Source organism: Mycobacterium sp. NGS51, assembly GCF_059812525.1.
Genome location: NZ_JCALCV010000012.1, coordinates 91,861 through 112,255, shown reverse-complemented (window position 1 = coordinate 112,255; position 20,395 = coordinate 91,861). Strand labels below are relative to the sequence as shown.

At 66.3% G+C, this 20,395-nt stretch carries 19 protein-coding genes; 4 read left to right on the top strand and 15 right to left on the bottom strand.

The features are described 5' to 3' along the window. Nucleotides 1-47: 47 nt before the first annotated feature. The 4 genes from AC5Y5W_RS16020 to AC5Y5W_RS16005 all read right to left on the bottom strand — a co-directional run bounded on the left by AC5Y5W_RS16020 (nt 48) and on the right by AC5Y5W_RS16005 (nt 5,685). Nucleotides 48-959: a DUF881 domain-containing protein gene (locus AC5Y5W_RS16020; protein ID WP_500011148.1), complete on the bottom strand. Its 912-nt coding sequence runs from the start codon at nt 957-959 to the stop codon at nt 48-50. After that, nucleotides 946-1,548: a CDP-alcohol phosphatidyltransferase family protein gene (locus AC5Y5W_RS16015; protein ID WP_500011147.1), complete on the bottom strand. Its 603-nt coding sequence runs from the start codon at nt 1,546-1,548 to the stop codon at nt 946-948. Before AC5Y5W_RS16015 ends, AC5Y5W_RS16020 begins: the two co-directional genes overlap by 14 nt. Before the next feature lie 72 nt (nt 1,549-1,620). After that, nucleotides 1,621-3,945, bottom strand: coding sequence for an accessory Sec system translocase SecA2 (gene secA2, locus AC5Y5W_RS16010; protein ID WP_500011146.1), 2,325 nt, complete (start codon nt 3,943-3,945; stop codon nt 1,621-1,623). 105 nt (nt 3,946-4,050) lie between these two features. Continuing rightward, nucleotides 4,051-5,685, bottom strand: coding sequence for an acetolactate synthase (locus AC5Y5W_RS16005; RefSeq protein ID WP_500011144.1), 1,635 nt, complete (start codon nt 5,683-5,685; stop codon nt 4,051-4,053). Between the two features lie 174 nt (nt 5,686-5,859). Between AC5Y5W_RS16005 and AC5Y5W_RS16000 the strand changes: the two genes are divergently transcribed. Beyond that, the gene (locus AC5Y5W_RS16000) at nt 5,860-7,812 is read left to right on the top strand and encodes an ABC transporter ATP-binding protein/permease (RefSeq protein WP_500011143.1); all 1,953 of its coding nucleotides are present in this window, start codon (nt 5,860-5,862) and stop codon (nt 7,810-7,812) included. Between the two features lie 83 nt (nt 7,813-7,895). On the opposite strand, the gene AC5Y5W_RS15995 is transcribed toward AC5Y5W_RS16000, so the two are convergent. The 3 genes from AC5Y5W_RS15995 to AC5Y5W_RS15985 form a co-directional block, all read right to left on the bottom strand. Then, nucleotides 7,896-9,344: an FAD-binding protein gene (locus AC5Y5W_RS15995; protein WP_500011142.1), complete on the bottom strand. Its 1,449-nt coding sequence runs from the start codon at nt 9,342-9,344 to the stop codon at nt 7,896-7,898. Then, entirely contained in the window at nt 9,341-9,841 is a 501-nt protein-coding gene (locus AC5Y5W_RS15990) for a VOC family protein (protein ID WP_500011140.1), read from the bottom strand. The genes AC5Y5W_RS15995 and AC5Y5W_RS15990 overlap by 4 nt, the downstream gene beginning before the upstream one ends. A 92-nt stretch (nt 9,842-9,933) precedes the next feature. Continuing rightward, nucleotides 9,934-10,620: a TetR/AcrR family transcriptional regulator gene (locus AC5Y5W_RS15985; protein WP_500011139.1), complete on the bottom strand. Its 687-nt coding sequence runs from the start codon at nt 10,618-10,620 to the stop codon at nt 9,934-9,936. Nucleotides 10,621-10,733: 113 nt separating this feature from the next. On the opposite strand from AC5Y5W_RS15985, the gene AC5Y5W_RS15980 reads away from it, so the two are divergent. Continuing rightward, complete coding sequence (locus AC5Y5W_RS15980) at nt 10,734-11,177, top strand: nitroreductase family deazaflavin-dependent oxidoreductase (RefSeq protein WP_500011138.1); 444 nt, start codon at nt 10,734-10,736, stop codon at nt 11,175-11,177. On the opposite strand, the gene AC5Y5W_RS15975 is transcribed toward AC5Y5W_RS15980, so the two are convergent. From AC5Y5W_RS15975 to AC5Y5W_RS15965, 3 genes are all read right to left on the bottom strand, one after another. After that, a complete protein-coding gene (locus AC5Y5W_RS15975) occupies nt 11,171-11,872 on the bottom strand; it encodes an Rv1815 family serine proteinase (protein ID WP_500011136.1) in 702 nt (233 codons plus the stop codon). The genes AC5Y5W_RS15980 and AC5Y5W_RS15975 overlap by 7 nt on opposite strands. A gap of 120 nt (nt 11,873-11,992) precedes the next feature. Then, nucleotides 11,993-12,595 carry a LysM peptidoglycan-binding domain-containing protein gene (locus AC5Y5W_RS15970; RefSeq protein ID WP_500011135.1) on the bottom strand — a complete coding sequence of 201 codons (603 nt, stop codon included), beginning with the start codon at nt 12,593-12,595 and terminating at the stop codon, nt 11,993-11,995. A 38-nt stretch (nt 12,596-12,633) separates the two neighbouring features. Next, on the bottom strand, nt 12,634-13,560 hold the full coding sequence (locus AC5Y5W_RS15965; protein WP_500011134.1) for a sterol desaturase family protein: 927 nt from the start codon (nt 13,558-13,560) through the stop codon (nt 12,634-12,636). Between the two features lie 74 nt (nt 13,561-13,634). On the opposite strand from AC5Y5W_RS15965, the gene AC5Y5W_RS15960 reads away from it, so the two are divergent. Together AC5Y5W_RS15960 and AC5Y5W_RS15955 are read left to right on the top strand one after the other, a co-directional pair. Then, nucleotides 13,635-14,555 carry an alpha/beta hydrolase fold domain-containing protein gene (locus tag AC5Y5W_RS15960; RefSeq protein ID WP_500011133.1) on the top strand — a complete coding sequence of 307 codons (921 nt, stop codon included), beginning with the start codon at nt 13,635-13,637 and terminating at the stop codon, nt 14,553-14,555. Next, a complete protein-coding gene (locus AC5Y5W_RS15955) occupies nt 14,552-15,757 on the top strand; it encodes an NAD(P)/FAD-dependent oxidoreductase (RefSeq protein ID WP_500011132.1) in 1,206 nt (401 codons plus the stop codon). The genes AC5Y5W_RS15960 and AC5Y5W_RS15955 overlap by 4 nt, the downstream gene beginning before the upstream one ends. Here the strand turns inward: AC5Y5W_RS15955 and AC5Y5W_RS15950 are convergent. The 5 genes from AC5Y5W_RS15950 to AC5Y5W_RS15930 all read right to left on the bottom strand — a co-directional run bounded on the left by AC5Y5W_RS15950 (nt 15,754) and on the right by AC5Y5W_RS15930 (nt 20,383). Next, nucleotides 15,754-16,482 (bottom strand): MgtC/SapB family protein, encoded by a 729-nt coding sequence (locus AC5Y5W_RS15950; RefSeq protein ID WP_500011130.1) that lies wholly within the window; start codon nt 16,480-16,482, stop codon nt 15,754-15,756. The genes AC5Y5W_RS15955 and AC5Y5W_RS15950 overlap by 4 nt on opposite strands. Nucleotides 16,483-16,560: 78 nt before the next feature. Next, nucleotides 16,561-17,895: a PPE family protein gene (locus AC5Y5W_RS15945; RefSeq protein ID WP_500011129.1), complete on the bottom strand. Its 1,335-nt coding sequence runs from the start codon at nt 17,893-17,895 to the stop codon at nt 16,561-16,563. 31 nt (nt 17,896-17,926) lie between these two features. Then, nucleotides 17,927-19,147 (bottom strand): PPE family protein, encoded by a 1,221-nt coding sequence (locus AC5Y5W_RS15940; protein ID WP_500011127.1) that lies wholly within the window; start codon nt 19,145-19,147, stop codon nt 17,927-17,929. A gap of 599 nt (nt 19,148-19,746) precedes the next feature. Beyond that, complete coding sequence (locus AC5Y5W_RS15935) at nt 19,747-20,031, bottom strand: WXG100 family type VII secretion target (RefSeq protein WP_500011126.1); 285 nt, start codon at nt 20,029-20,031, stop codon at nt 19,747-19,749. A gap of 55 nt (nt 20,032-20,086) precedes the next feature. After that, complete coding sequence (locus AC5Y5W_RS15930; RefSeq protein ID WP_500011125.1) at nt 20,087-20,383, bottom strand: WXG100 family type VII secretion target; 297 nt, start codon at nt 20,381-20,383, stop codon at nt 20,087-20,089. Nucleotides 20,384-20,395 lie beyond the last annotated feature (12 nt).

Below are 20,395 nucleotides of genomic sequence, written 5' to 3'. Positions count from 1 at the left end.
CAGTCCCTCTTCGGTCCCTGACTCGTTCGTAACGCGAAATTCTGCCACTAAGACCCAATCTGTTTGGCGAACTTGACATCTCGGACCGCCCCGGCGGGCAGCTTCAGCTCGTCACGAGAACTCACGTCGACGCCGACGCGGTAGGCGGTCTCGAGCAACCGTAGGCGGTGCAGTCCGGGGCTGCGGCTGAAGACATCCTGCATCGCGCGCGGCGGCCCGACCGCGAGGATCGGGTACGGGCTGGCGATCGGATTGTTGTCAACCAAGATCGCGCCGCCGGCCTGGCGGATGGTCACGTTAGGCCCGACCCGGACACCGCCGACCGCAATCGCCTCGGCGCCGCTTGCCCACAACGAGTTGACCACGAGCTGTAAGTCGCGGTCGAGGATGATCTGTCGGCTGCCAGCCACCCGCTGCTTGGACACGTCGGAGAGATTCGGGCCGACGCCGGGGTCGGTCACCGTCACGCTCAGGCCGGGGCCGGTGACCGCGGTGGTGGCGGCGGCCAGGCTGAGCGCGTCGAGGCTGGCCAGCAGCCGCCGGCCTTCGGCGTCGTCGACGAGTGCGCGGTGCTGAACATCGTCGACTTGTGCCGCCAGCGCATTGCGGCGCGTGGCCAGCCCGTTGGTGGATGCTTCTTCGGTACGCACGTTGCGCAACAGCACCTGCTGGGCGGCCGTGACGCCGGGCGCGACCGATCGGGCTTGGGCGACCGCGGCGGCGAACACCAGCGCCACCAGCAACGCCGCCAACGCTTGCCACAGCCAGTCGGCGGCGCGGGCCCGGCCGCCGGAGCGTTCACGCGCGGCGGCCGCCGCGGCATAACCAGGGTCCAGATGCTCCGAGAGCAGGGCACGCAGCAGCGACGGCACCGGAATGAGTCGCGGTCGGCCCGCCTCGTGGACATTGCGGCCGGCATTGGGGTCGTAGCCGCCGAGCGTCTGGTCAGCCACTGGCACCTCGAGACTCCACCCGGGGCACTCGGCGCATCACCACCACAATCTGGGCCGCATACAACACGAACGACCACAGGTACATGTACAAGCCCCAGATCAAGAAGGCCCACCCGCAGGCCAGCACGATCCGGCTCCACTGCGCGTCCCACTGGCCCAACAGGATCAGCGGAAAGGCAGACATCAGCGCAAATGTCGCGGCCTTGCCGACGTAAAGCACCGGGAGCGCGGTAAAGCCCCGGCTGCGCAGCAACGGCAGTTCCAGGGCCAGCAGTACGTCGCGTGCCAATAGCGCGGCGATGATCCACCACGGCACCAGTCCACGCAGCCCGAACGCGATCGGAACCGTCACCATGTAGAGCCGATCGACCGCCGGATCCAGCAGCTCCCCCAATTTGGAGGACTGGTCCAGCAGCCGGGCGATTTTGCCGTCGGCCCAGTCAGACCCGCCGGTGAACATCAGGATGGCCACCGCCCAGGCGTCGGCATGAGTAGCCAGCAGCAGATAGACAAAGACCGGCAGCAGTGCCAGCCGGATCGCGCTCAGTGCGTTGGGCACCGTCAGCACCCGGTCATGCGCCGGCCCGGGGGTCATGAGCGCTGACCTTAGCTCAGCGGCGATCGCAAGGGCGGCGAAGCCGGACGCCGCGGGTCGCCGCCATCCGACTCAGCGGAATATCCCGGGCAGGCTGAGTGCGGACAGTGTCTCGTCGGCCAACGGGTTGTCGTGGACCATGTAGGTCCAGGTCGAGGTGGGCCGCGCCAACTTCGACAGGTCGATTCCGGGCTCCGCGTCAATCGACGGCGAGGTCTCCAAGGTCTGCTGGGCGGCTTCGATCGCATCGGCCGCCAGCGACGCGAACGCGTCGACGGCCATCCGGTGAAATTCGTCGAGCGGATTTTGCCGGCCCAGCGCCCGCAAGTGGATGCTCTCGCGGATGTCGGCCAGATACGCCAGATGGTCGGCCCAGCCGCGGTCCAGGTGATAGAGCATGATCAGCCGGCAGATCTTCTCCAAGCGTTCCTCGGAGAGCGTCTCGGACAACTCCTGGTAGCGCTTGGGCGTCAGCTCGGCCAGCTCCTCGCGCGCAGTTGCGGTGGACAGCAACGTGTTTCGGCGCTCGACGATGATGGCGCGCTGCTGGGCGATCAACTGGTTGTAGCGCCAGGTATTGGCGTGCACATCCAGCATCCGGCCCTCGGCAACCCGTTGGGCGTGGTCGAGCAAGCCGGCCGCCTTGGAGCTGGTGATGCGCCCGTCGTCGTCGGTATCCATCGGCAGCTTGTTGGACTCGAGGTTGGCGGCGACGACATCGTCCTCCCAGCTGGAGAAGAACACCGACGACCCCGGGTCGCCCTGGCGTCCGGCGCGACCACGCAGCTGATTGTCCAGGCGTTGGGTGTTGTGCCGACCGGTGCCGATCACGTGCAGCCCGCCCAGCTCGACGACCTTTTCGTGGTCGGACTCGTCGGAGCCGCCCAACCGGATGTCGGTGCCGCGCCCGGCCATCTGGGTGGACACCGTGACCGTGCCCAGCTTGCCGGCCTCGGCGATCACCCGGGCTTCCTCCGCGTCGTTTTTCGCGTTGAGCACCACCGCGGGCACACCGCGACGCAGCAACCGCTCGTGCAGCTCCTCGGATTCGGCCACATCGCGGGTGCCGACCAGCACCGGCTGCCCGGTCTCGTGCACCTCGGTGATGTGCGCGATGACCGCGTCGTTCTTGGCCGCCGCGGTGATGTAGACCCGATCAGCCTCATCTTCGCGGATGTTCGGGGTGTTCGGCGGAATCGGCGAGACCCCGAGCTTGTAGAACTGGCGCAGCTGCTCACCGGCGGCCAGCGCGGTGCCGGTCATGCCGCACACCGTCGGATACCGGTTGATCAGCGCCTGCACCGTGATGGTGTCGAGCACCTCGCCGGTTTCGGTGGTCTCGATGCCCTCCTTGGCTTCCACCGCCGCCTGCAGGCCATCCGGCCAGCGCTGCAGCTGCGCGATGCGCCCCCGGGAGGCGTTGATCAGGTGTACCGCGTTGTCGCGGACGATGTAGTGCACGTCGCGGTGCAGCAGCACGTGCGCGTGCAGTGCGACGTTGACCTCGGTGAGTGTGGTGCCGACGTGTTCCTCGGAGTACAGGTCGATACCGCCGAGCGCCTTTTCGACTTTGCGCGCCCCGGCATCGGTCAAATGCACGTTGCGGCTGTCGGAGTCGGTGTCAAAATCCTTGCCCGCCCGCAGCTCGCCAACCAGTTGGATGATCTCCACCCGCGGAGTTTCCCGGTGGGTGGTCCCGGCCAGCACCAGCGGCACCAGCGCCTCGTCGACCAGCACCGAGTCAGCCTCGTCGATCAGCGCAACGTCGGGGTTCGGCGACACCAGGTCGTCGACGTCGGTGACCAGCTGGTCGCGCAGCACGTCGAAGCCGATCTCGTTGACCGACGCGTAGGTGATGTTGCAGGTATAGGCCGCCCGGCGTTGTTCGGCCGTCGATTCGGCGGTGACCCAGCCGACGGTCAGGCCCAGCGCCTCGAGCAGCGGACTCATCCATTCGGCGTCGCGGCGAGCCAGGTAGTCGTTGATCGTGACGACGTGAACGTGCCGCCCGGCCAGCGCATATCCGGCTGCGGCGATCGCCCCGGCCAGCGTTTTGCCCTCACCGGTGGCCATTTCGATCACGTCACCGGCCAGCATGCGCAGCGCGCCCAGCAACTGCACGTCGAACGGCCGCAGCCCGGTGGACCGTTCGGCGGCTTCCCGGGCGATCGCCAGAAACTGCGGGATGTCGGCGGAGGCGGCGAGGTCGTCAAGCTTGAGCAGGCCAGCGGCCTTGCGCAGCTGCTCGTCCTTGAGATCAGCGGCCTTCTTGTCGTACTCCGAGGAGGCGGTGACCTCGGCAAGCGATCGGCTCTGGTTCTTTTCCGTGCTGGCGCCCAGCAGCCGCCAGAATCGGCTGCTCAGGCGGCTCGGCTGGGCGCTGGTCGTCTTGGGCACAGATCAACGGTACGCGGACCGCTCCCCTGCGGCGCGAGCGTGCGTGTCCCAGTTCAAATACGGACGAATTCCGTTTCTACGCACGCTCGCGCAGCAGCCAGTCGATCAGGCGAGGTTCGATCGGCGGGGGTAGGCGACGTCGGGGTCGGTGAGCACGTTGACGACGGCAGGTAGCCCACAGGCGAACGCCCGCTCCAGTGCGGGCTGCAGCTCGCCCGGCGCCGACACCAGCTCACCGTGGCCGCCCAGCGCACGCACGACCTCGTCGTAGCGGGTTTCCGGGCGCAACTCGGCCACCACCGAATAGCCGTACAGCGCTTCCATCGGATGCTTCTCCAGAGCCCAGATCCCGTTGTTGCCGACGACTGACACCACCTGCACGCCGTGCCGGACCAGGGTGTCCCACTCCATGCCGGAAAACCCGAACGCGCCATCGCCCTGCAGCAGCACGACCTGGCGGTCGGGCCGGGCCAGCTTGGCCGCCAGTGCATAACCCGGACCCGAGCCGAGGCAGCCGAACGGGCCGCTGTCGAGCCAGGCGCCCGGAACATGGCTGTCGATCACCCGGCCCGCGTAGGAACCGAAGTCACCGGCGTCGACGACAACAATCGCATCGCGGTCCAGCAGCGGCGCCAGTTCGGCGTATACCCGCATCGGGTGCAGCGGGGCTCGGTCGTCGGCCAAGTCGGCCTGCTCGCGGCCGCGTGCCGCCGTCTCGGCCACACGCAAATCGGTGATCCAGTCGTCGTCGCTCGGTGCACCCTCGCTCAGCGCCGACAACGTCGCCGTCAGGTCGCCGTACAGCGCGGCCGCGACGGGTCGGGGATGCTCGCGGTCCGGTGCGGCCCGGTCCGCCACGATCAGCTGCGTCTTCTCGCCGAACACCGCGCCGAAGCCCAACCGGAAATCCATTGGCACACCGACGACCAGGGCAACATCGGCCTCCCCCAAGGCTTTTGAGCGCGCTCGCGAGAACGCCAGGTCATGGTCGGCCGGTACGGTGCCGCGGGCCATTCCGTTCATCAGCACCGGGATCCGCCGCTGCTCCACCAGCTGCAGCAACGCTTCTTCGGCGTGACCCCACCACACGTTGGTGCCGGCCATGATGACCGGGCGCTGCGCTTCGGCCAGCAGGCCGACGGCCCGCTCGAGAGCGTCGCCGTCCGGCGGCGCTGAGGCCGGCAGGTCAGTCAGCGCGCCCGGCCGGGTGTCGTCCGCAGCTTCGGAAAACACGTGATCCATTGGGAAATCGAGGAACGCGACTCCCGACGGCGCCGCGACCGTAGCCCGCAGCGCGTCGTCGATGAGCCCGCATACCGTGTCGGCCGACTGTGCAGTGGCCGCGTACCGGGCCAACGGCGCGACGAACGGGACATGATCGATTTCCTGCAGCGATCCCATGCCCCACCGCAGCGCTGGTGCCCGACCGCCAAGGACCAACAGCGGGGATGCGTTTTGTTGCGCGGCGGCCATTGCGCTCATTCCGTTGGTCACGCCGGGACCTGCGGTCAGCGCGGCGACCCCGGGCTGCCGGGTCACCTTCGACCAGCCTTCGGCGGCAAAGGTCGCGGTCTGCTCGTGGCGGGTGTCGATCAGCCGGATGTCCTCGCTGCGGCAGCCGTCGTAGATGGAGAACAGGTGGCCACCTGACAAGGTGAAGACCGTGTCGATCCCGCTGGCTTTCAGCCGGCGCGCGACGAGTCGGCCGGCATGCAGGGTGGTGGCAGCGTCGATGCTCACCCGGCGAGCCTAGCGGCGATCGCAAGCTCGGCGGAGCCGAGTGCAGCGGGTCGTCGCCAACAGGCCTAGCGGCGATCGCAAGCTCGGCGGAGCCGAGTGCAGCGGGTCGTCGCCAACAGGTCTAGCCGCGGCTGCGGTAGCTTCGCCGGGAAAGTTTCGTCAGGCCGGCGTTCGATGGACGCTGGGCAGGGATCCAAGAGGCAGGCACACACCGTGGAGCTGTTCAAGCCGTCCATCGACTGGGGGCGTGCCCTGGTCGATTCGTTGTCGTGGGTGGGGCTGGCGTGGGTGATCAGCGCGGCGTGCGTGGTCGTCGTGCTTGTGGCGCTGCGGTTTGTCACGCCGTGGGGCCACCAATTCTGGCGGATTACCGGCGGTTATTTCACCGGCCGCCACAGCATCCCAGTGTGGCTGATGCTGGGCATCCTGCTGCTCTCGGTGGTGATTGCCGTGCGGCTCAATGTGTTGTTCAGTTACCAGGCCAATGATCTGAACTCGTCCATACAAACCGCCGTGCAAGGCATGGCCACCCACGACGATGACGTGAAACAGTCTGGAGTGCATGGCTTTTGGATGTCGATCCTGATTTTCAGCATCATGGCGGTGCTACACGTGATGCGGGTGATGCTCGACATCTATCTAACCCAGCGCTTCATGGTCGCGTGGCGGATCTGGCTCACCGACCGGCTCTCCGGTGACTGGCTGAACGGGCGGTCTTACTACCGCGGCCGATTCATTGATGCCACGATCGACAATCCCGACCAGCGCATCCAGCAGGACATCGACGTATTCACGGCCGGGGTGGGAGCGACGCCTAACGTGCCGTCCAACAGCACCGGCAGCACGCTGCTGTTCGGCGGGGTTCAGTCGATGCTGTCGGTCGTTTCCTTTACGGCCATTCTGTGGAACCTGTCCGGCACGCTGACCGTGTTCGGTGTGAGCATGCCCAGGGCCATGTTCTGGATCGTCATCCTCTACGTGTTGGTGGTTAGCGTCATTGCGTTCTGGGTCGGCCGGCCGCTGATCTGGCTCAGTTTCCGCAACGAGCTCACCAACGCCGCCTTCCGCTACGCGCTGGTGCGCGTGCGCGATGCCGCCGAAGCCGTCGGCTTCTATCGCGGCGAGCGGGCCGAACGCGGGCAGCTGTCCCACCGGTTCCGCCTGATCATCGACAACTACCTGCGATTCGTGAACCGGACGATCGGCTTCACGGGGTGGAATTTGTCGGTGAGCCAGGCCATCGTTCCATTGCCCTGGGTGCTCCAGGCGCCCCGGCTGTTCGCCGGACAGATCAAGTTCGGCGACGTCATCCAGACCGCAACAGCGTTCGGCAGCATTCACGACGGGCTGTCTTTCTTCCGCAACGCCTATGACCAGTTCGCCAGCTACCGGGCGGCGATCATTCGGTTGCACGGCCTGGTCGACGCCGACGAGAAAGCACGTGAGTTGCCCGAGATTCTCACCACGCCGAGTGTCGATGATTCGGTCGACATCGAGGGCATCGAGGTGCGAACGCCGGACGGCAGCCAGCTCATCGATTCCCTCGACGTGCACCTGTCGGTGGGTGACGCGTTGGTGATCACCGGTCCGTCGGGCAGCGGGAAGACAACTCTGCTGCGCAGTCTTGCGGAGTTGTGGCCCTACGCATCCGGGACTTTGCGACGGCCGGATGGCGCGAACGACACGATGTTTCTGTCCCAGCTGCCGTATGTGCCACTGGGCGATCTGCGGGCGGTGGTGTCCTACCCCGCCTCGACAAACGAGATCCCGGATGACGCGCTGCGCGACGTGTTGGTCAAAGTGGTGCTGCCGCACCTAGTTGATCGCCTCGACGAGGACCAGGACTGGGCCAAGGTGCTCTCACCCGGCGAGCAGCAGCGGGTTGCATTCGCCCGCGTTCTGCTGACCAAGCCCAAGGCAGTGTTTCTCGACGAGGCCACCTCGGCGATGGACGAGGGGCTCGAGCTGGCGATGTATCAGTTGTTGCGCCAAGAATTACCGGACACCATCGTCGTCAGCGTCAGCCACCGCAGCACGGTGGAGCCGCATCACGATCAGCGCCTGCAACTGCTCGGCGAAGGCCAGTGGCGGCTGGGCCCGGTCGACGAAGAGCCGGCGCGCGTGTAGCGCAGTCTTACCCGCGAGCGTGCGCAAAAACGGGTTTGGACGCGGCGTGTCGACCTGGGACACGCACGCTCGCCCCAAAAAATTTAGCTCGCCGCGTGCGCTCCGGCGCGGCGGCCGAAGAACGACCCCTCGCCTAACTGGGTGCCGCTGGCATAGCCTTTGCCGTCCTGGGCGATATTGGACGCGCAGGCTCCCGCCGCATACAAGCCGGCCACGACTGTGCCGTCTTCCCGCAGCACCTGGCCGTCGGCTGAGGTCGCCAGCCCGCCGATGGTGAAACCGGCATACATGGCTTTGCCCAGCGACAGGTCGAACGCGCCCCACGGCCCGTTATCTTGCGGCGCAAGGAATTCCGGCTGCTTGTGAAAGTCGGGATCTTCGCCGCGGGCGGCGAACTCGTTGTAGCGATCCAGCGTCGCGACCAGATTGCCCGACGGAATACCCAGCGCCGCTTCCATTTCCGATACCGTCTCCCAGCCGTCGATCAACGGGACCAGGGGCACCTGGGGATGCCGTAGGTGCGCCTCGTCGACGATCAAAAACGCAGCGCTGTCGGGTTGGTCCATGACAAAACCCGATGTGCGCGAATGGTAGGAGTCTTCGGCGACGAACCGCTTGCCGAGCTTGTTGACGATGAGTCCGGTAAGCAGGATCGACGGCGGATAGGCCGGAGCGGTGATAAAAATCTGGTCCATGTGCTGAGTGGCACCACCGGCCGAGACCCCCAACCGGATACCCAGCCCGTCGTCGTAGGTGTTGCCCAGCACGAACGGCTTCTCGGCCAGCTTGGGCGTGTAGGTGGCCACCATCTCCGGATTCATCACGAAGCCACCGGCGGCCAGGATCACCGACTTGGCCCGGATGGCACCGGTTTCGGCGAACTGCTTCCACAGCACCCCGGACACCGCACCCGATTCGCCCACCACCAACGCCGTGGCACCGGTTTCGTAACGGATTTGCACACCGAGATTTTCAGCCCGCTTGAGCAACAGGTCGATCACCAGCTTGGCACCTTCGGTGTCGCCGGGCACTGGCACCTTGTGTCCGCGCGGCGCGGGTACGGCCTGATCCTTGAACGGCCATACCTTTTCGTTGCCGGTGTACATCAAACCTTCGGTGTTGGGCTGAATGACCGCCTTTTCCGGGTAATAACTGCGCTCGAACTGAAAACCCAGGTCCTCCAGCCAGTTGAAGTGCTCGACGCTGCCATCGCAGTAGCAGCGGATCTTGGCGTGGTCGGGCTGACGTGACACCGAGACCAGATACTTGAACATCTCGTCGGCCGAGTCGGGGTGTCCGGTTGCTTGCTGAACCGCGGTTCCGCCGCCGAGGTAGAAGTGTCCGCCGGCCATTGCGGTGGTGCCGCCCGCCGCTGCGGCGCGCTCCAGCACCAGCACCCGGGCACCGGCGGCCGCCGCGCTGACTGCCGCACAGCCGCCGGCGATGCCGAAACCCACCACCACGACGTCGACGTCATCCGACCAGGACGAGACGTCATCCAGGCTGACCGTTGCCGGTATCTGCGTGCTCACAGCTGCTCCTGTTTCATGTAGTCGAAGAACTGCCGGATCTCGTCACTGATGTACGCGATCTCCACGAACGGCACTCCGGACTGCGGCGCGGACAGGTACGCGAACCGCATGCCGCCCGGCATCGTGCCCTGTTGAACGACGGACGCCCCGTGCGCGTCGGCTTCGGCGATCATCGCGGTAAAGCTTTCAGTGCTGTCGGCCTCGACGCAGATGTGGTGCAGGCCCGGCCCGCACTCCCGCAAAAAGTCACTATAGATATTCGGTCCGCGGACCGGCGCGATCAACTCCAGCTGCATGTCGCCGAGGTAGCTCAACGAGATGCTGGCGACGAAATCGGCGGGCTCGCCGTGGTAACTGCAGGTGTCCGGGGCGAAATGCACCTCGGGCATCCGGAACCACTTTTTGACGCCTAATAGGCCGGTGAGAGCTGATTCGGTGGCGTCCAGGTCGTGGGTCACCCAAGCGATCTGGACCGGCGATTGCACGGGAAGGCTCATCGCTTCGCAGAATAGCCCAGCGTCGCTGCTCGCAAGAAAGATGTTGCCACCGCCCGCCCTGCCATGGCTGGGCAACCGCGTGTGAACGCGTTCTAATTCTGCTGTTTCAGCAGACCGGCGAGCAGCCGGACCTGGGAGTCGAACACCGCCTCGGGATCGGTGAGCGTGTCCAAGCCGTACTGTCCGAACACTTCAAGGCTGATCGCGCCCACCAGGCCGGCCCAGATCGCGAAGCATTTGGCGACGACGGGATCGTCGCCGGGAAAACCGAACTCGTGCCGGAGACGGTCAAAGTCAGCCGATACAGGTTGCGGTGCAGCGCCATTCGTCAAAACGATGTCGCCGGTCGTTATCCCGGCGGCGACCGCGTCGAACAACGCGCCGACCACCCGAGTACCTGGACCAACCGTTCGCTCGGCCGGGGCGTGATAGCCGGGCACCGGACTGCCGTACAGCAGCGCCCAGCTGGCCGGGTGGGCGATCGCCCATCGGCGGGCGGCGTGCGCGATCGCCAGCACATCGTCGCTCCACACCTCGGGGTCGGCGACGCGCGCGCGGTCGACGGCATCGGCCAACGTGGAATAGGCATCGACGAGCAGCCGCGTCAGTAGCTCGTCGCGACTGGACACATATCGGTACACCGCCGAGGACACCATGCCCAGGTCGCGTGCGATGGCGCGCAGCGACAAACCGGCCGCGCCGTAATCCACCAGGTGTCGGCGGCCCAGTTCGAGGATTCGCGCCTCGGTACGTTCGCGCGCTTCGCGCCTTTTGCCCATTCGGGCAAGTCTGACACAACAGAGATCACCGCTCTTGCTTTTTCGGGCCCGCTACGGCAAAGTCAGCTAAGAGAGCGATGCTCTCAAAGTGAACCGAGTCAGGAGGACAGGTCATGTCGGTGCGCTACGACGAACCGAACCGGGCGGCCCGCGCCGCCAACGGGCTTATTCGCGGACTGGCTGACCTGGGCGTCAGCATTGCCGGCACCCGTGCCCTACGGGTCCGGGGACGCAAAAGCGGAAAACCCCGCAGCGTGGTGGTCAATGTGCTGACCGTCGATGGAGTCGACTACCTGGTGTCGCCGCGCGGCAACACCCAGTGGGTCCGTAACGTGCGCGCCGCGGGCGCAGTCGACATCGGGCCGCGCTGGCATCGTCGGCGCGCCCGGGCGGCCGAGCTGGCCGACGCCGACAAATCGGAGCTGCTGCGGCGCTATCTGGACAGGTGGTACTGGGAGGTCAAGGGGCACATGGCCGGGCTCACGCCCGAGTCCGATGAACAGCAGTTACGCGCCGCGGCGCCGGAGATCCCGGTCTTCGCCCTGGCGCGTCACTGACTGGCGAGCTTGGCAAGCGCTGCCGCCGCCGGGTGTCCCTTGACGTCCTCGAGGACCTGCTGCGAGGTGGCCCGCCAGGACACCGCGGTGGGAAAGTCGCCCCAGGTGCTGTTGAAGATCCCGGCGATCCGGGCCGGCCCGGCGGCATTGTTCACATACACCGGCCCGCCGGAGTCGCCCTTCTGGCTGACCACACCTTGGGCCATGGTGAACCATCCGTTGTTGACGCTGTCGACCGTCCCGCAACTCTCGCCGGTGACGACACCGAAATGGCACACCGCGTCACCGGGCTTGATGGCCAATCCCGGATCCGACTCCAGCGGGCGCCCGCTCGGCAGGACATTGTTCGCCATGACATCGGGGGCCAACACAATCGATTCGTAGTCGGTGATCGGCTGATCGGTCGCGACCGTTGCGCCGTTGGGGGTGTTGTCCCGAAACGTCGCCAGGCTGCCGATGACACGGTTGTCCTTGTCGGTCACCGGGCCATCGCCGCGACAATGACCGGCGGTAAAGGCGACCCGCAGCGCGGGGTCGACGTAGCCCAACGTGCAGAGCTGACCGCCCTGGTGAATCTCCATGCCCGGAAAAACCGGCACGGGGTCGGCGTGGACCACCGTCGACGGCAGCCCGGCCGCCAGCGCTGTGGCAGCGACGGCCGCGGTGAACACGCGGGTGGCTTGGCGGCGCACCATAGACTCCGATCCGTCAGGGCCCGCCTGGTGCCGGCCGCTGGTGAGGTTATCGGCGTAGTGCTGTCAAACGTTAGCGCAGTCGAATCGACTCTGACGGCGGTATCGTCAACCAGCCTGATATCAGGGAATCGTCAGCACCTGGCCGGGTTGGATCAGGTCGGGATTGGAGATACCGCTGGCGTCGGCGATGACCTGGTATTTGCTGCCGTCGCCGTAGAAGCGCTCCGCGATGGCCCACAGGGTGTCCCCGGCCACGACAGTGTAGGTCTGCGGCTCGGGTTGCGGCGCCGGCGGCGTCGGCTCGGGTTCCGGTGCGGGAACCGGTTCTTCAGGAGCGGTCGTCACCTCCGGTGCGGGCGGCTCATCCGCCGGCGACGGCGTCGGCTGCTCGGCGGTTTCGGTTTTGGTCGACCACGCCGGGCCGTCGGCGGCATAGAGCACCAGATTGCGGTCGTCTTGCAGCACCAGCCGGACGTTCTTCTTGCCCTTGGTGTCGCTGTGCCACACGGGCTTGTCGGCGGTGTAGAGGACAAAGTTGCCGTCGCGTTGCACCTCGGCGCGCACGGCGTCCTGGCCGCTGGTACCCGTCGACCACAGTGCATCGCCGCCCGATGCCAGCACCAAATTGCCGTCGTCGTGCAACGTCAGGGTGTAGGCCCCATTCCGGGAAGTGAGCGACTCCCCTTTGACGAGCTTTTGCCCCTCGGTCAGCGTGTCTCCCACCGCATTTCCTTTCTCGCCGGGCCAGGGCCGGCTCTCGGTCAGGTGAGCGCCGGCGACCCGACATCGCTTGGGCGCGCGGTGCGCGGTGCCCACCCAGGCGGCCCGAACAGGTAGCCCAACCGGTCGCGCACCCGTGTCGCGGAGCGCAGATCGCGGACGATCGCCAAATATTCGTGGGCCTGCAACGTCCAGATGTTGTAGGTGTCGACTTGTTTGGTGAGCCCGTAATGCGGACGGAACGTCTCCTGGCAGAACGTGCCGAACAACCGGTCCCAGATGATCAGGATCCCGCCGTAGTTCTTGTCGAGGTATTCGGGGTCCATGCCGTGGTGCACCCGGTGATGTGACGGCGTGTTGAAGAGGAATTCGATAGGCCGCCACATCGTGTGGATCCGCTCGGTGTGCACCCAGAACTGATAGATCAGGCTGACCGAAAAGCTGACGAAAACCATCCAGGGTGGAATTCCCAACAGCGGCAACGGTATCCACATCAGAATCTCGCCGCTGTTGTTCCACTTCTGGCGCAGGGCGGTCGCGAAATTGAAATACTGGCTGGAGTGGTGGGCCTGGTGGGTGGCCCAGATCAGCCGGACCCGGTGGGCGACGCGGTGATAGCAGTAATACAGCAGATCAATACCGAGGATCGCGATGACCCAGGTGTACCACTGGGTCGCGGGCAGGTGCCATGGCGCCAGGTAGGCATAGATCGCCGCATAGCCCAGCAGAGCCAGGAACTTCCAGCCGGCGGTGGTGGCGACCGAGACGAGCCCCATCGAGATGCTGGCCCACGAATCGCGGGCCAGGTAGGCCCCGGATGCCGGCCGAGCGGACCGCTCGATGTGTTCGAGCTTGCGCGCCGCCGTCCATTCCAGGATCAACAGCAACAGGAAAAACGGGATGGCGAACAACACCGGGTCGCGCATTTGCTCCGGCAGCATGGCCAGGAAATCCGCGATCGCATCCACAGCAGACACCATATGCCTTACCGCCGGCACCGCGCGGCTGGTCTAACCTGCGCGCAGCGTTCAGACTGTCGCTGATGAAGGCGATCGACCGTACGACGCTCACCCCCGGCCTGGCTCAGCGGTTGCTGCGCTCCACCGGCGTCCGCAACCGGCTGTTTCCCGCGGCGAAGCTCGACCAGTGGGCTGCTCACCCGAGACCGCCGTACGCCGGTCAGCCTTCCAAACGGGTGCTCAAGCGGATCCGGGTCGAGCGGGTGGACCTCGGCGGCCGCCCGGTGTACGAGGTCAGCCCGCGGCTGGTCGACCAAGACGCGCTCAGCGGTCATCTGTTGTATCTGCATGGGGGCGCCTACGTGCTCGACCTGCTCCCCCATTTCCACTGGCCGGCCATCGCCAAGCTGGCCAACACCTTGCGGCGCACGCTAACCGTGCCGATCTACCCGATCGCTCCCGAACACAGCTACCGCGAGGTGTTTCCATTTCTGCTGCAGACCTACCGGCGCCTGCTCGACGACCGTGAGCCGAATTCGATTGCCTTCATGGGTGATTCGGCTGGCGGCGGGATGGCCTTCGCGCTGTGTCACGCAGTACGCGACGCGGGGCTGGCGCAGCCGAGCGACGCGGTGCTGCTCTCGCCCTGGATGCACGTCGCGCTGCCCGACCCCGGCGTGACCGCCGTCGCCAAGATCGATCCATTGCTGAATCTGGACGATCTGCGCGCCGCGGGAATCCGCTATGCGGGCGGCGATCCGCTGGACACCCCGTTGGTCAGCCCGAGTGTCGGCCCGCTGACCGGACTCCCGCGGCTGACGGTGTTCACCGGAACCCACGATGTGCTCAACCCGGACGCCCGCGCCTTCCATGAGCGCGCGACGGCGCACGGACTCGACATCGGCTGGTACGAACGACCGGGCGGGATGCACGTGTGGATGCTGCTGCCCGGTCGGCACGGCGGTGAGACGCTCACCCAGATCCAGCAGGTGCTGAGCCCTTGAGCGACATCCTCGTCATTGGTTCGGGTTTCGCGGGCTTGTGGGCCGCGCTGGGCGCGGCTCGCCGCCTCGATGAACTAGGCGTGCCCGACGGAGCTGTCGGCATTACAGTGTTGAGCCGCAAGCCCTTCCACGATATCCGGGTCCGTAACTACGAGGCGGACCTGAGTGCGTGCCGTATCCCGCTCGCCGACGTGCTCGACCCCGCCGGCATCACCCATCTCGCGGCCGAAGTGACCGCGATCGACACCGATGCACGGGCCGTCACCACCTCGACGGGAACAGCACACCGCTACGACGGTCTGGTGTTGGCCTCGGGCAGTCAGGTCGTCAAGCCCGGTATCCCCGGCTTGCGAGACTTCGGGTTTGACGTCGACACCTACGACGGCGCCATGGCGTTGGCGCAACATCTACGCAGGCTGGCGAGCGGTCCGTCGACGCCCGCAGCGGCCACCGCCGTCGTGGTCGGCGGCGGGCTGACCGGCATCGAAACCGCCTGTGAGCTGCCCGGCCGGCTGGCCGCAGTGACCGACGCAATCGCGCCGCGAGTGCTACTCGTCGACCGGAACCCGTGGGTGGGGTCCGATATGGGCCCGTCGGCGCGCCCGGTGATCGAACAGGCTTTGTCCGAAAACGGTATTGAGACCAGGTTGGGGACGGGAGTCGCCGAAGTAACCCGGTGGGGCGTGTCCTTCTCCTCGGGAGAGCAGATCGACGCGGCGACAGTGGTCTGGTGCGCCGGCATGCGGGCCAGCCCGTTGACTGCGCAGCTGCCTGTGGCCGGTGATCGGCTCGGGCGGGTGCGGGTCGACGACTATCTTCAGGTGATCGGAGTGCCGGCGCTGTTCGCGGCCGGTGATGTCGCCGCCGCCATGATGGACGACGACCACCTGTCGGTGATGTCATGCCAGCACGGTCGACCAATGGGCCGCTACGCCGGTTACAACGTCGTCAGCGATCTGCTCGGCGAACCGATGCTGCCCCTTCGAATCCCTTGGTATGTCACAGTTCTCGACCTCGGAGCGGCCGGTGCCGTGTACACCGAAGGTTGGGACCGCCAGGTAGTGGCCTGTGGCAGTGAGGCCAAGTCGACGAAGCGGACCATCAATACCCAGCGGATCTATCCGCCCACACGCGGTGGCCGCGCGGCATTGCTGGCTGCTGCCGCACCAGATTTGCAGGGCCGGCCTGAAGTTGGCGGCTAATCGGGCTGCGGCGCGGGCGGCATCGGGTTGGCCTGGTCGCCGGCATACCAGTGCACCGCGTGCACACCCGGCTGCAGTGACAGTTCGGCGACGAGCCGCTCGAGCCGGGCCGGGGCGTGGCCGTCGCTGTACAGATAGGCGGTCAGCATGATGTCGTCGTCGGCGGCACGTCCGGTGTGGATGCCGCGCAGTGTGAAGTCGTTGCTGCTGGTGCGCTGCACGATCTGGGCGCGGGCGTATTTCTCGGACTTAGGGCGACAGATCAGCTGCAATTGGTACGGCTGCTCATCCTCGTCCTGTTCGACGACATTGTCACGGTCGATGAGGTGCCCCAACGGGCGTCCCAGCAGGTGAGTGGCCACGACGGTGCCGGTGGCGATCAGCGCGAACAGCAGGTGCCCGGCCGCGGCCAGTACGCCGACTGCGGCCGAACACCATAGGGTGGCAGCGGTGTTGAGCCCGCGCACGTTGAACCCCTCGCGCAGGATGACGCCTCCGCCGAGAAAGCCCACCCCTGATACCACATAGGACGCGACCCTGGTGGGGCTGGTGTCGTTGGTGGCGACCGCGTAGAGCACGAACAGGGTGGCGCCGGTGGCCACCAGCGCGTTGGTGCGCAGCCCAGCCATCCGCGCCTGCCACTGCCGCTCGAGTCCGATGAGCGCGCCGCAGCCCAGGCCTACGGCCAACCGCAGCGCGAAGTCGGCGGTGCTCAGCGTCTGCATCACACTCCCCTGTCGTCCCAACGTGTCGTTCTCAGTGTGGACGACGTTGACGCCGACCGCGCGCCGGGGCGATGACGATTACAGCGACTGTGGTTTGGCGGGTTTGCCCTTGCCGGACACGTGCACCGCGTGGACGCCCGGCTTTTTCGACAATTGCGCGAGCAAGCTCTCGAGCTGAGCGTGGTCAGTGTGCCAGTGCTGCACCGATTCCGGTTTCTGCGACATCTCCGCGAGCACGCGCTTGAGCTTGTCCGGCGTCTGGGCGTCGTTGCCGGCAGTGGGCCGGCCGACCTTGGCGGCGGGTCCGCCCAGAACTCTGGCGGGAGCGGCGCTGCCCAGCGCGCTGCCGGCCATCCCGGCCAGGGCCAGCGAGCCGAACAAACCGGCCGGGCCCTCCGCGATCACCGTTGGGGCGGCGCCCACACCGGTGCCCTGCAAAACGCTGGCCGCCAGGCGGATTGTCGGGGTGGCCGCGGCCCAGCTGGGGGGCACGGTCAGTGCTCCGACCATGCCCGCGTTGCCCATCCCCGCCGAGACGGCCGACGCTGCTGAGCCGGCGACACCCGCGACACCGGCGACATGTGTTGCCGTTCCGAGTCCCGCTGCCAGCGCTCCGGTTCCGGCGCTGGCGGATGCCGAGGTGATCGCCCGCACCGCTGCGGCGAGCCCGAATATCACGGTGATCAACACGTCGTTAGCCGGCAGGATCAGCTTCGGAATTGCTTCGATGTACGCGCTGATTTGGGACAGCGTGGGCGGATCGGCCAGCGGTGCTTGCAGGGCTTGCAGGGCTTGCGGTGTCGTGGACATCAGCTGCGACAGCGTGGTGTGCGTGCTGGCGCCGGTCGATTGAGCGGTCCCAGCGAGTTGGGTCAGCGCGCCGCCGGATTTCGCGACCTCCGGCGCCGCGGCAAACGGGGTCACTCTCGAGGCGGCCGCCGACTGACCGGCGTAGCTGTACATCGCCGCGGCGTCCTGGGCCCACATTTCGCCGTACTGAGCTTCGGTGGCCGCGATCGCCACTGTGTTCTGGCCGAAAATGTTTGTCGCTACCAGCGACGCGAGTTGGCTACGGTTGGCCGCGATCACGGGCGGAGGCACCATTGCGGCGAACGCGGTCTCGTAGGCGACCGCGGCCATCCGGGCCTGGATGGCGGTCTGCTCGGCTTGGGCCGCCGTGCTGTTCATCCACGCCGCATAAGGCGCTGCCGCGGTCATCATTGCGGCCGAGGACGGGCCTTGCCATGATTCTGCCGTCAGCCCGGAGACCGTGGCGCTGTATGCGGCCGCCGATGAACGCAGCTCTGCGGCCAGCCCGTCCCAGGCCGCTGCTGCGGTGACCATCGATCCCGAACCCGGGCCGGCGTAGATGCGAGCGGAATTGATCTCCGGTGGGAATGCCCCGAAATCCATTGCTAGTCCCCTTGCTTTGTGACGAGCATCGTCATTCGTCCGCCGGTAACACGATGATGGTTGCCGTCGTGGCGACATCAGCTCCGCCCATGGAGGCCGCAGCGGTGCCCCCTACCGAGCGGGCAACGCTGCCACCGGTACCGGCGACGGCACGGCCGGCCAGACTCGACAACGCCATCTGGCTGAAGAGACCTTCCGAACCCTCGGCCATGACGGCCGGGGCGGCTCCGAGGCCGCTGCCCGGCAGTACAAAGGCCGCCGGTCTGATCGCCGGCGCGGCGGCGGCCCAGCTTTGCGGCACCGACAGCTTGCCGACCATGCTGGCGTTGCCCATCCCGGCCGATACCGCCGACCCGACGCCAGTGGCCCCGAGTGCATGCGTCCCCGAACCGAGCTCGCCGGCCAATAGGCTGCCGCTGCCTGCGGCCGCTGACTTGGCGAGCGCAGTGGCAAGCGACTGGCCATTCATCGGCAGCAGGGTGCTCTGAAACGCCAAGAGGTAGGGCACGCCGGCGATTGGGAAATACGAAATGGGGGACGTCGGGCCGGTGATGAAATCCAAGAACGACGTGGGGGGATCCGCCGCCGGTGCCAACGGTGCGGCGAAGCTCTGCAGTGTTTTGGGTACCGCGGAGACCAGCTGCGACAGGCTGGTCTGGGTGTTTGCGCCCGCCGACCTGCCGACCGCCTGGGCGACCGTTGCACCCTGTGCGGTCAACCCGTCTGCCCTGGTGGTGTCCGGCGGTGGGGTGAACGGTGTCAACTCGGTGGCGCTTGCCGAAGCAGCGGCATAGCCGTACATCATCGCCGCGTCCTGCGCCCACATTTCGGAATAGTGGAATTCAGTGGCTGCAATCGCCGCGGTGTTCTGCCCCAGCAGGTTGGTGGCGATCAGCGTCATCAGCAGACTGCGGTTGGCGGCAATCACCGGCGGCGGCACGGTGGCCGCGAACGCGGTCTCATATGCGGCGGCCGCCGCTTTGGCCTGACTGGCGGTCTGCTCGGCCTGCGCCGCACTGGCACTCATCCACGCCACATATGGCGCGGCGGCCGCCGCCATCGCCAGCGACGTCGGGCCTTGCCACGCTCCGCCGGTGAGACCTTCGATCACCGACTGATAGGAGGAGGCCGTGGTGCCCAACTCGGTGGCCAGCCCGTCCCAGGCGGCCGCGGCGGCGATCATCGGCCCCGCCCCGGGGCCGAGGTACATGCGGCCGGAGATGATTTCCGGCGGTAACGCTCCGAAGTACATGTCTACTACCTTTCGGCCTTAGCTGGCGCAATCCCGGCCGGTGGTTGCGTGTCTCTGGTGAAACGTTGGCGGTCCTGTCGTTGAAGTATGTGCCGAGTCGATTGCTGCGGCTGGCTTTTCGTAGCCCGGGCCGTCGCGCTGCTTATCGCCGATGATCAGCGATCATTGTTCGGTTGAAGTTGCGGCAAAGTGACCGAACAATAAACCCTATTGGCAGGCGCCGGGTGTGTGACGATGGCACGCCGAAACCGTTGTGTAAATGTCTGCTGTAGGAAAAGCATGGCCGGTCAACTTCCCCGGAATCCGCCCCGGAACGGCTATGAGCCTCTGGTGCGCCATTGCCGATGCATGCGCCGTTGAAGATACCCGTCGACGTAGCTATTTCGGCGGAGTACGCCGAGTTCTAAAGTACGCCAAGGTATTTCGGCTGAGGCAGTCAGCGCTGACGTCACCGGACGCGGATAGCCGCCGCCGAAGCGGAATTCGAATTCATCGGCAGGGCATGCCATCTGCCGCACACCCTGTGGTGCAGCAGTGGACATTTTCGTCGCAGGCGTCCCGGATACGACGCGACGATCGGGACGTGCCATGAGCCGGTGTCAGGCCCAGCTGGAGCCGACGGCGGAGTCGGTGGAGGCCATGTTGTTGCCGGCGGTTTGGACTTTTTGGCCGTGGGTGTTGGCCTGTTCGTAGATCACCTGGAAGTTGCGGCCCAACTGCGTGATGAATTCCTGGCAGGCCACTGAGCCCGCACCGCCCCAAAAATCGCCGGCGGTAAGCACATCGCGGATGATGGCCTGGTGTTCGGCTTCTAGGGAGGCGGCCTGGGCGCGGATCAACGCGCCGTGGGCATCCACGTCCCCGAATTGGTAGTTAATAGTCATCTACGTCTCCTAACGTGAGGAAAAGCGTACGCAGCCGTCGCTGGCATGTGGCTGTTTAGCTGCTGAGGATTTGCTGTGAGCTCTGCTCTTGCTGCTCGTAGTTGTTGGCGTCGCGGATCAGCCCGTCGCGCACGCCATGGAGCATGTTGACGATGTTGCGAAACGCGGTGTTCATCTGGCCCATGGTGTCGTGCGAGGTCAGCTGGGCGGTCCCAGTCCAGCCGGCGCCGGCGATGTTTTGGGACGAGGCCCACATCTTGCGGGCCTCGTCCTCAACGGTCTGGGCGTGCACGTCGAAACGGCCCGCCATATCCCGCATCGCGTGCGGGTCAGTCATAAAGCGCGTAGGCATCTCAATGTCTCC

Bases quoted from the DNA above. Each gene is read 5' to 3' on its own strand.
- AC5Y5W_RS16015 (WP_500011147.1), bottom strand. From the start codon at position 1,548: ATGACCCCCGGGCCGGCGCATGACCGGGTGCTGACGGTGCCCAACGCA.
- AC5Y5W_RS16000 (WP_500011143.1), top strand. From the start codon at position 5,860: ATGGACGCTGGGCAGGGATCCAAGAGGCAGGCACACACCGTGGAGCTG.
- AC5Y5W_RS15990 (WP_500011140.1), bottom strand. From the start codon at position 9,841: ATGAGCCTTCCCGTGCAATCGCCGGTCCAGATCGCTTGGGTGACCCAC.
- AC5Y5W_RS15985 (WP_500011139.1), bottom strand. From the start codon at position 10,620: ATGGGCAAAAGGCGCGAAGCGCGCGAACGTACCGAGGCGCGAATCCTC.
- AC5Y5W_RS15980 (WP_500011138.1), top strand. From the start codon at position 10,734: ATGTCGGTGCGCTACGACGAACCGAACCGGGCGGCCCGCGCCGCCAAC.
- AC5Y5W_RS15975 (WP_500011136.1), bottom strand. From the start codon at position 11,872: ATGGTGCGCCGCCAAGCCACCCGCGTGTTCACCGCGGCCGTCGCTGCC.
- AC5Y5W_RS15960 (WP_500011133.1), top strand. From the start codon at position 13,635: ATGAAGGCGATCGACCGTACGACGCTCACCCCCGGCCTGGCTCAGCGG.
- AC5Y5W_RS15950 (WP_500011130.1), bottom strand. From the start codon at position 16,482: ATGCAGACGCTGAGCACCGCCGACTTCGCGCTGCGGTTGGCCGTAGGC.
- AC5Y5W_RS15945 (WP_500011129.1), bottom strand. From the start codon at position 17,895: ATGGATTTCGGGGCATTCCCACCGGAGATCAATTCCGCTCGCATCTAC.
- AC5Y5W_RS15940 (WP_500011127.1), bottom strand. From the start codon at position 19,147: ATGTACTTCGGAGCGTTACCGCCGGAAATCATCTCCGGCCGCATGTAC.
- AC5Y5W_RS15935 (WP_500011126.1), bottom strand. From the start codon at position 20,031: ATGACTATTAACTACCAATTCGGGGACGTGGATGCCCACGGCGCGTTG.
- AC5Y5W_RS15930 (WP_500011125.1), bottom strand. From the start codon at position 20,383: ATGCCTACGCGCTTTATGACTGACCCGCACGCGATGCGGGATATGGCG.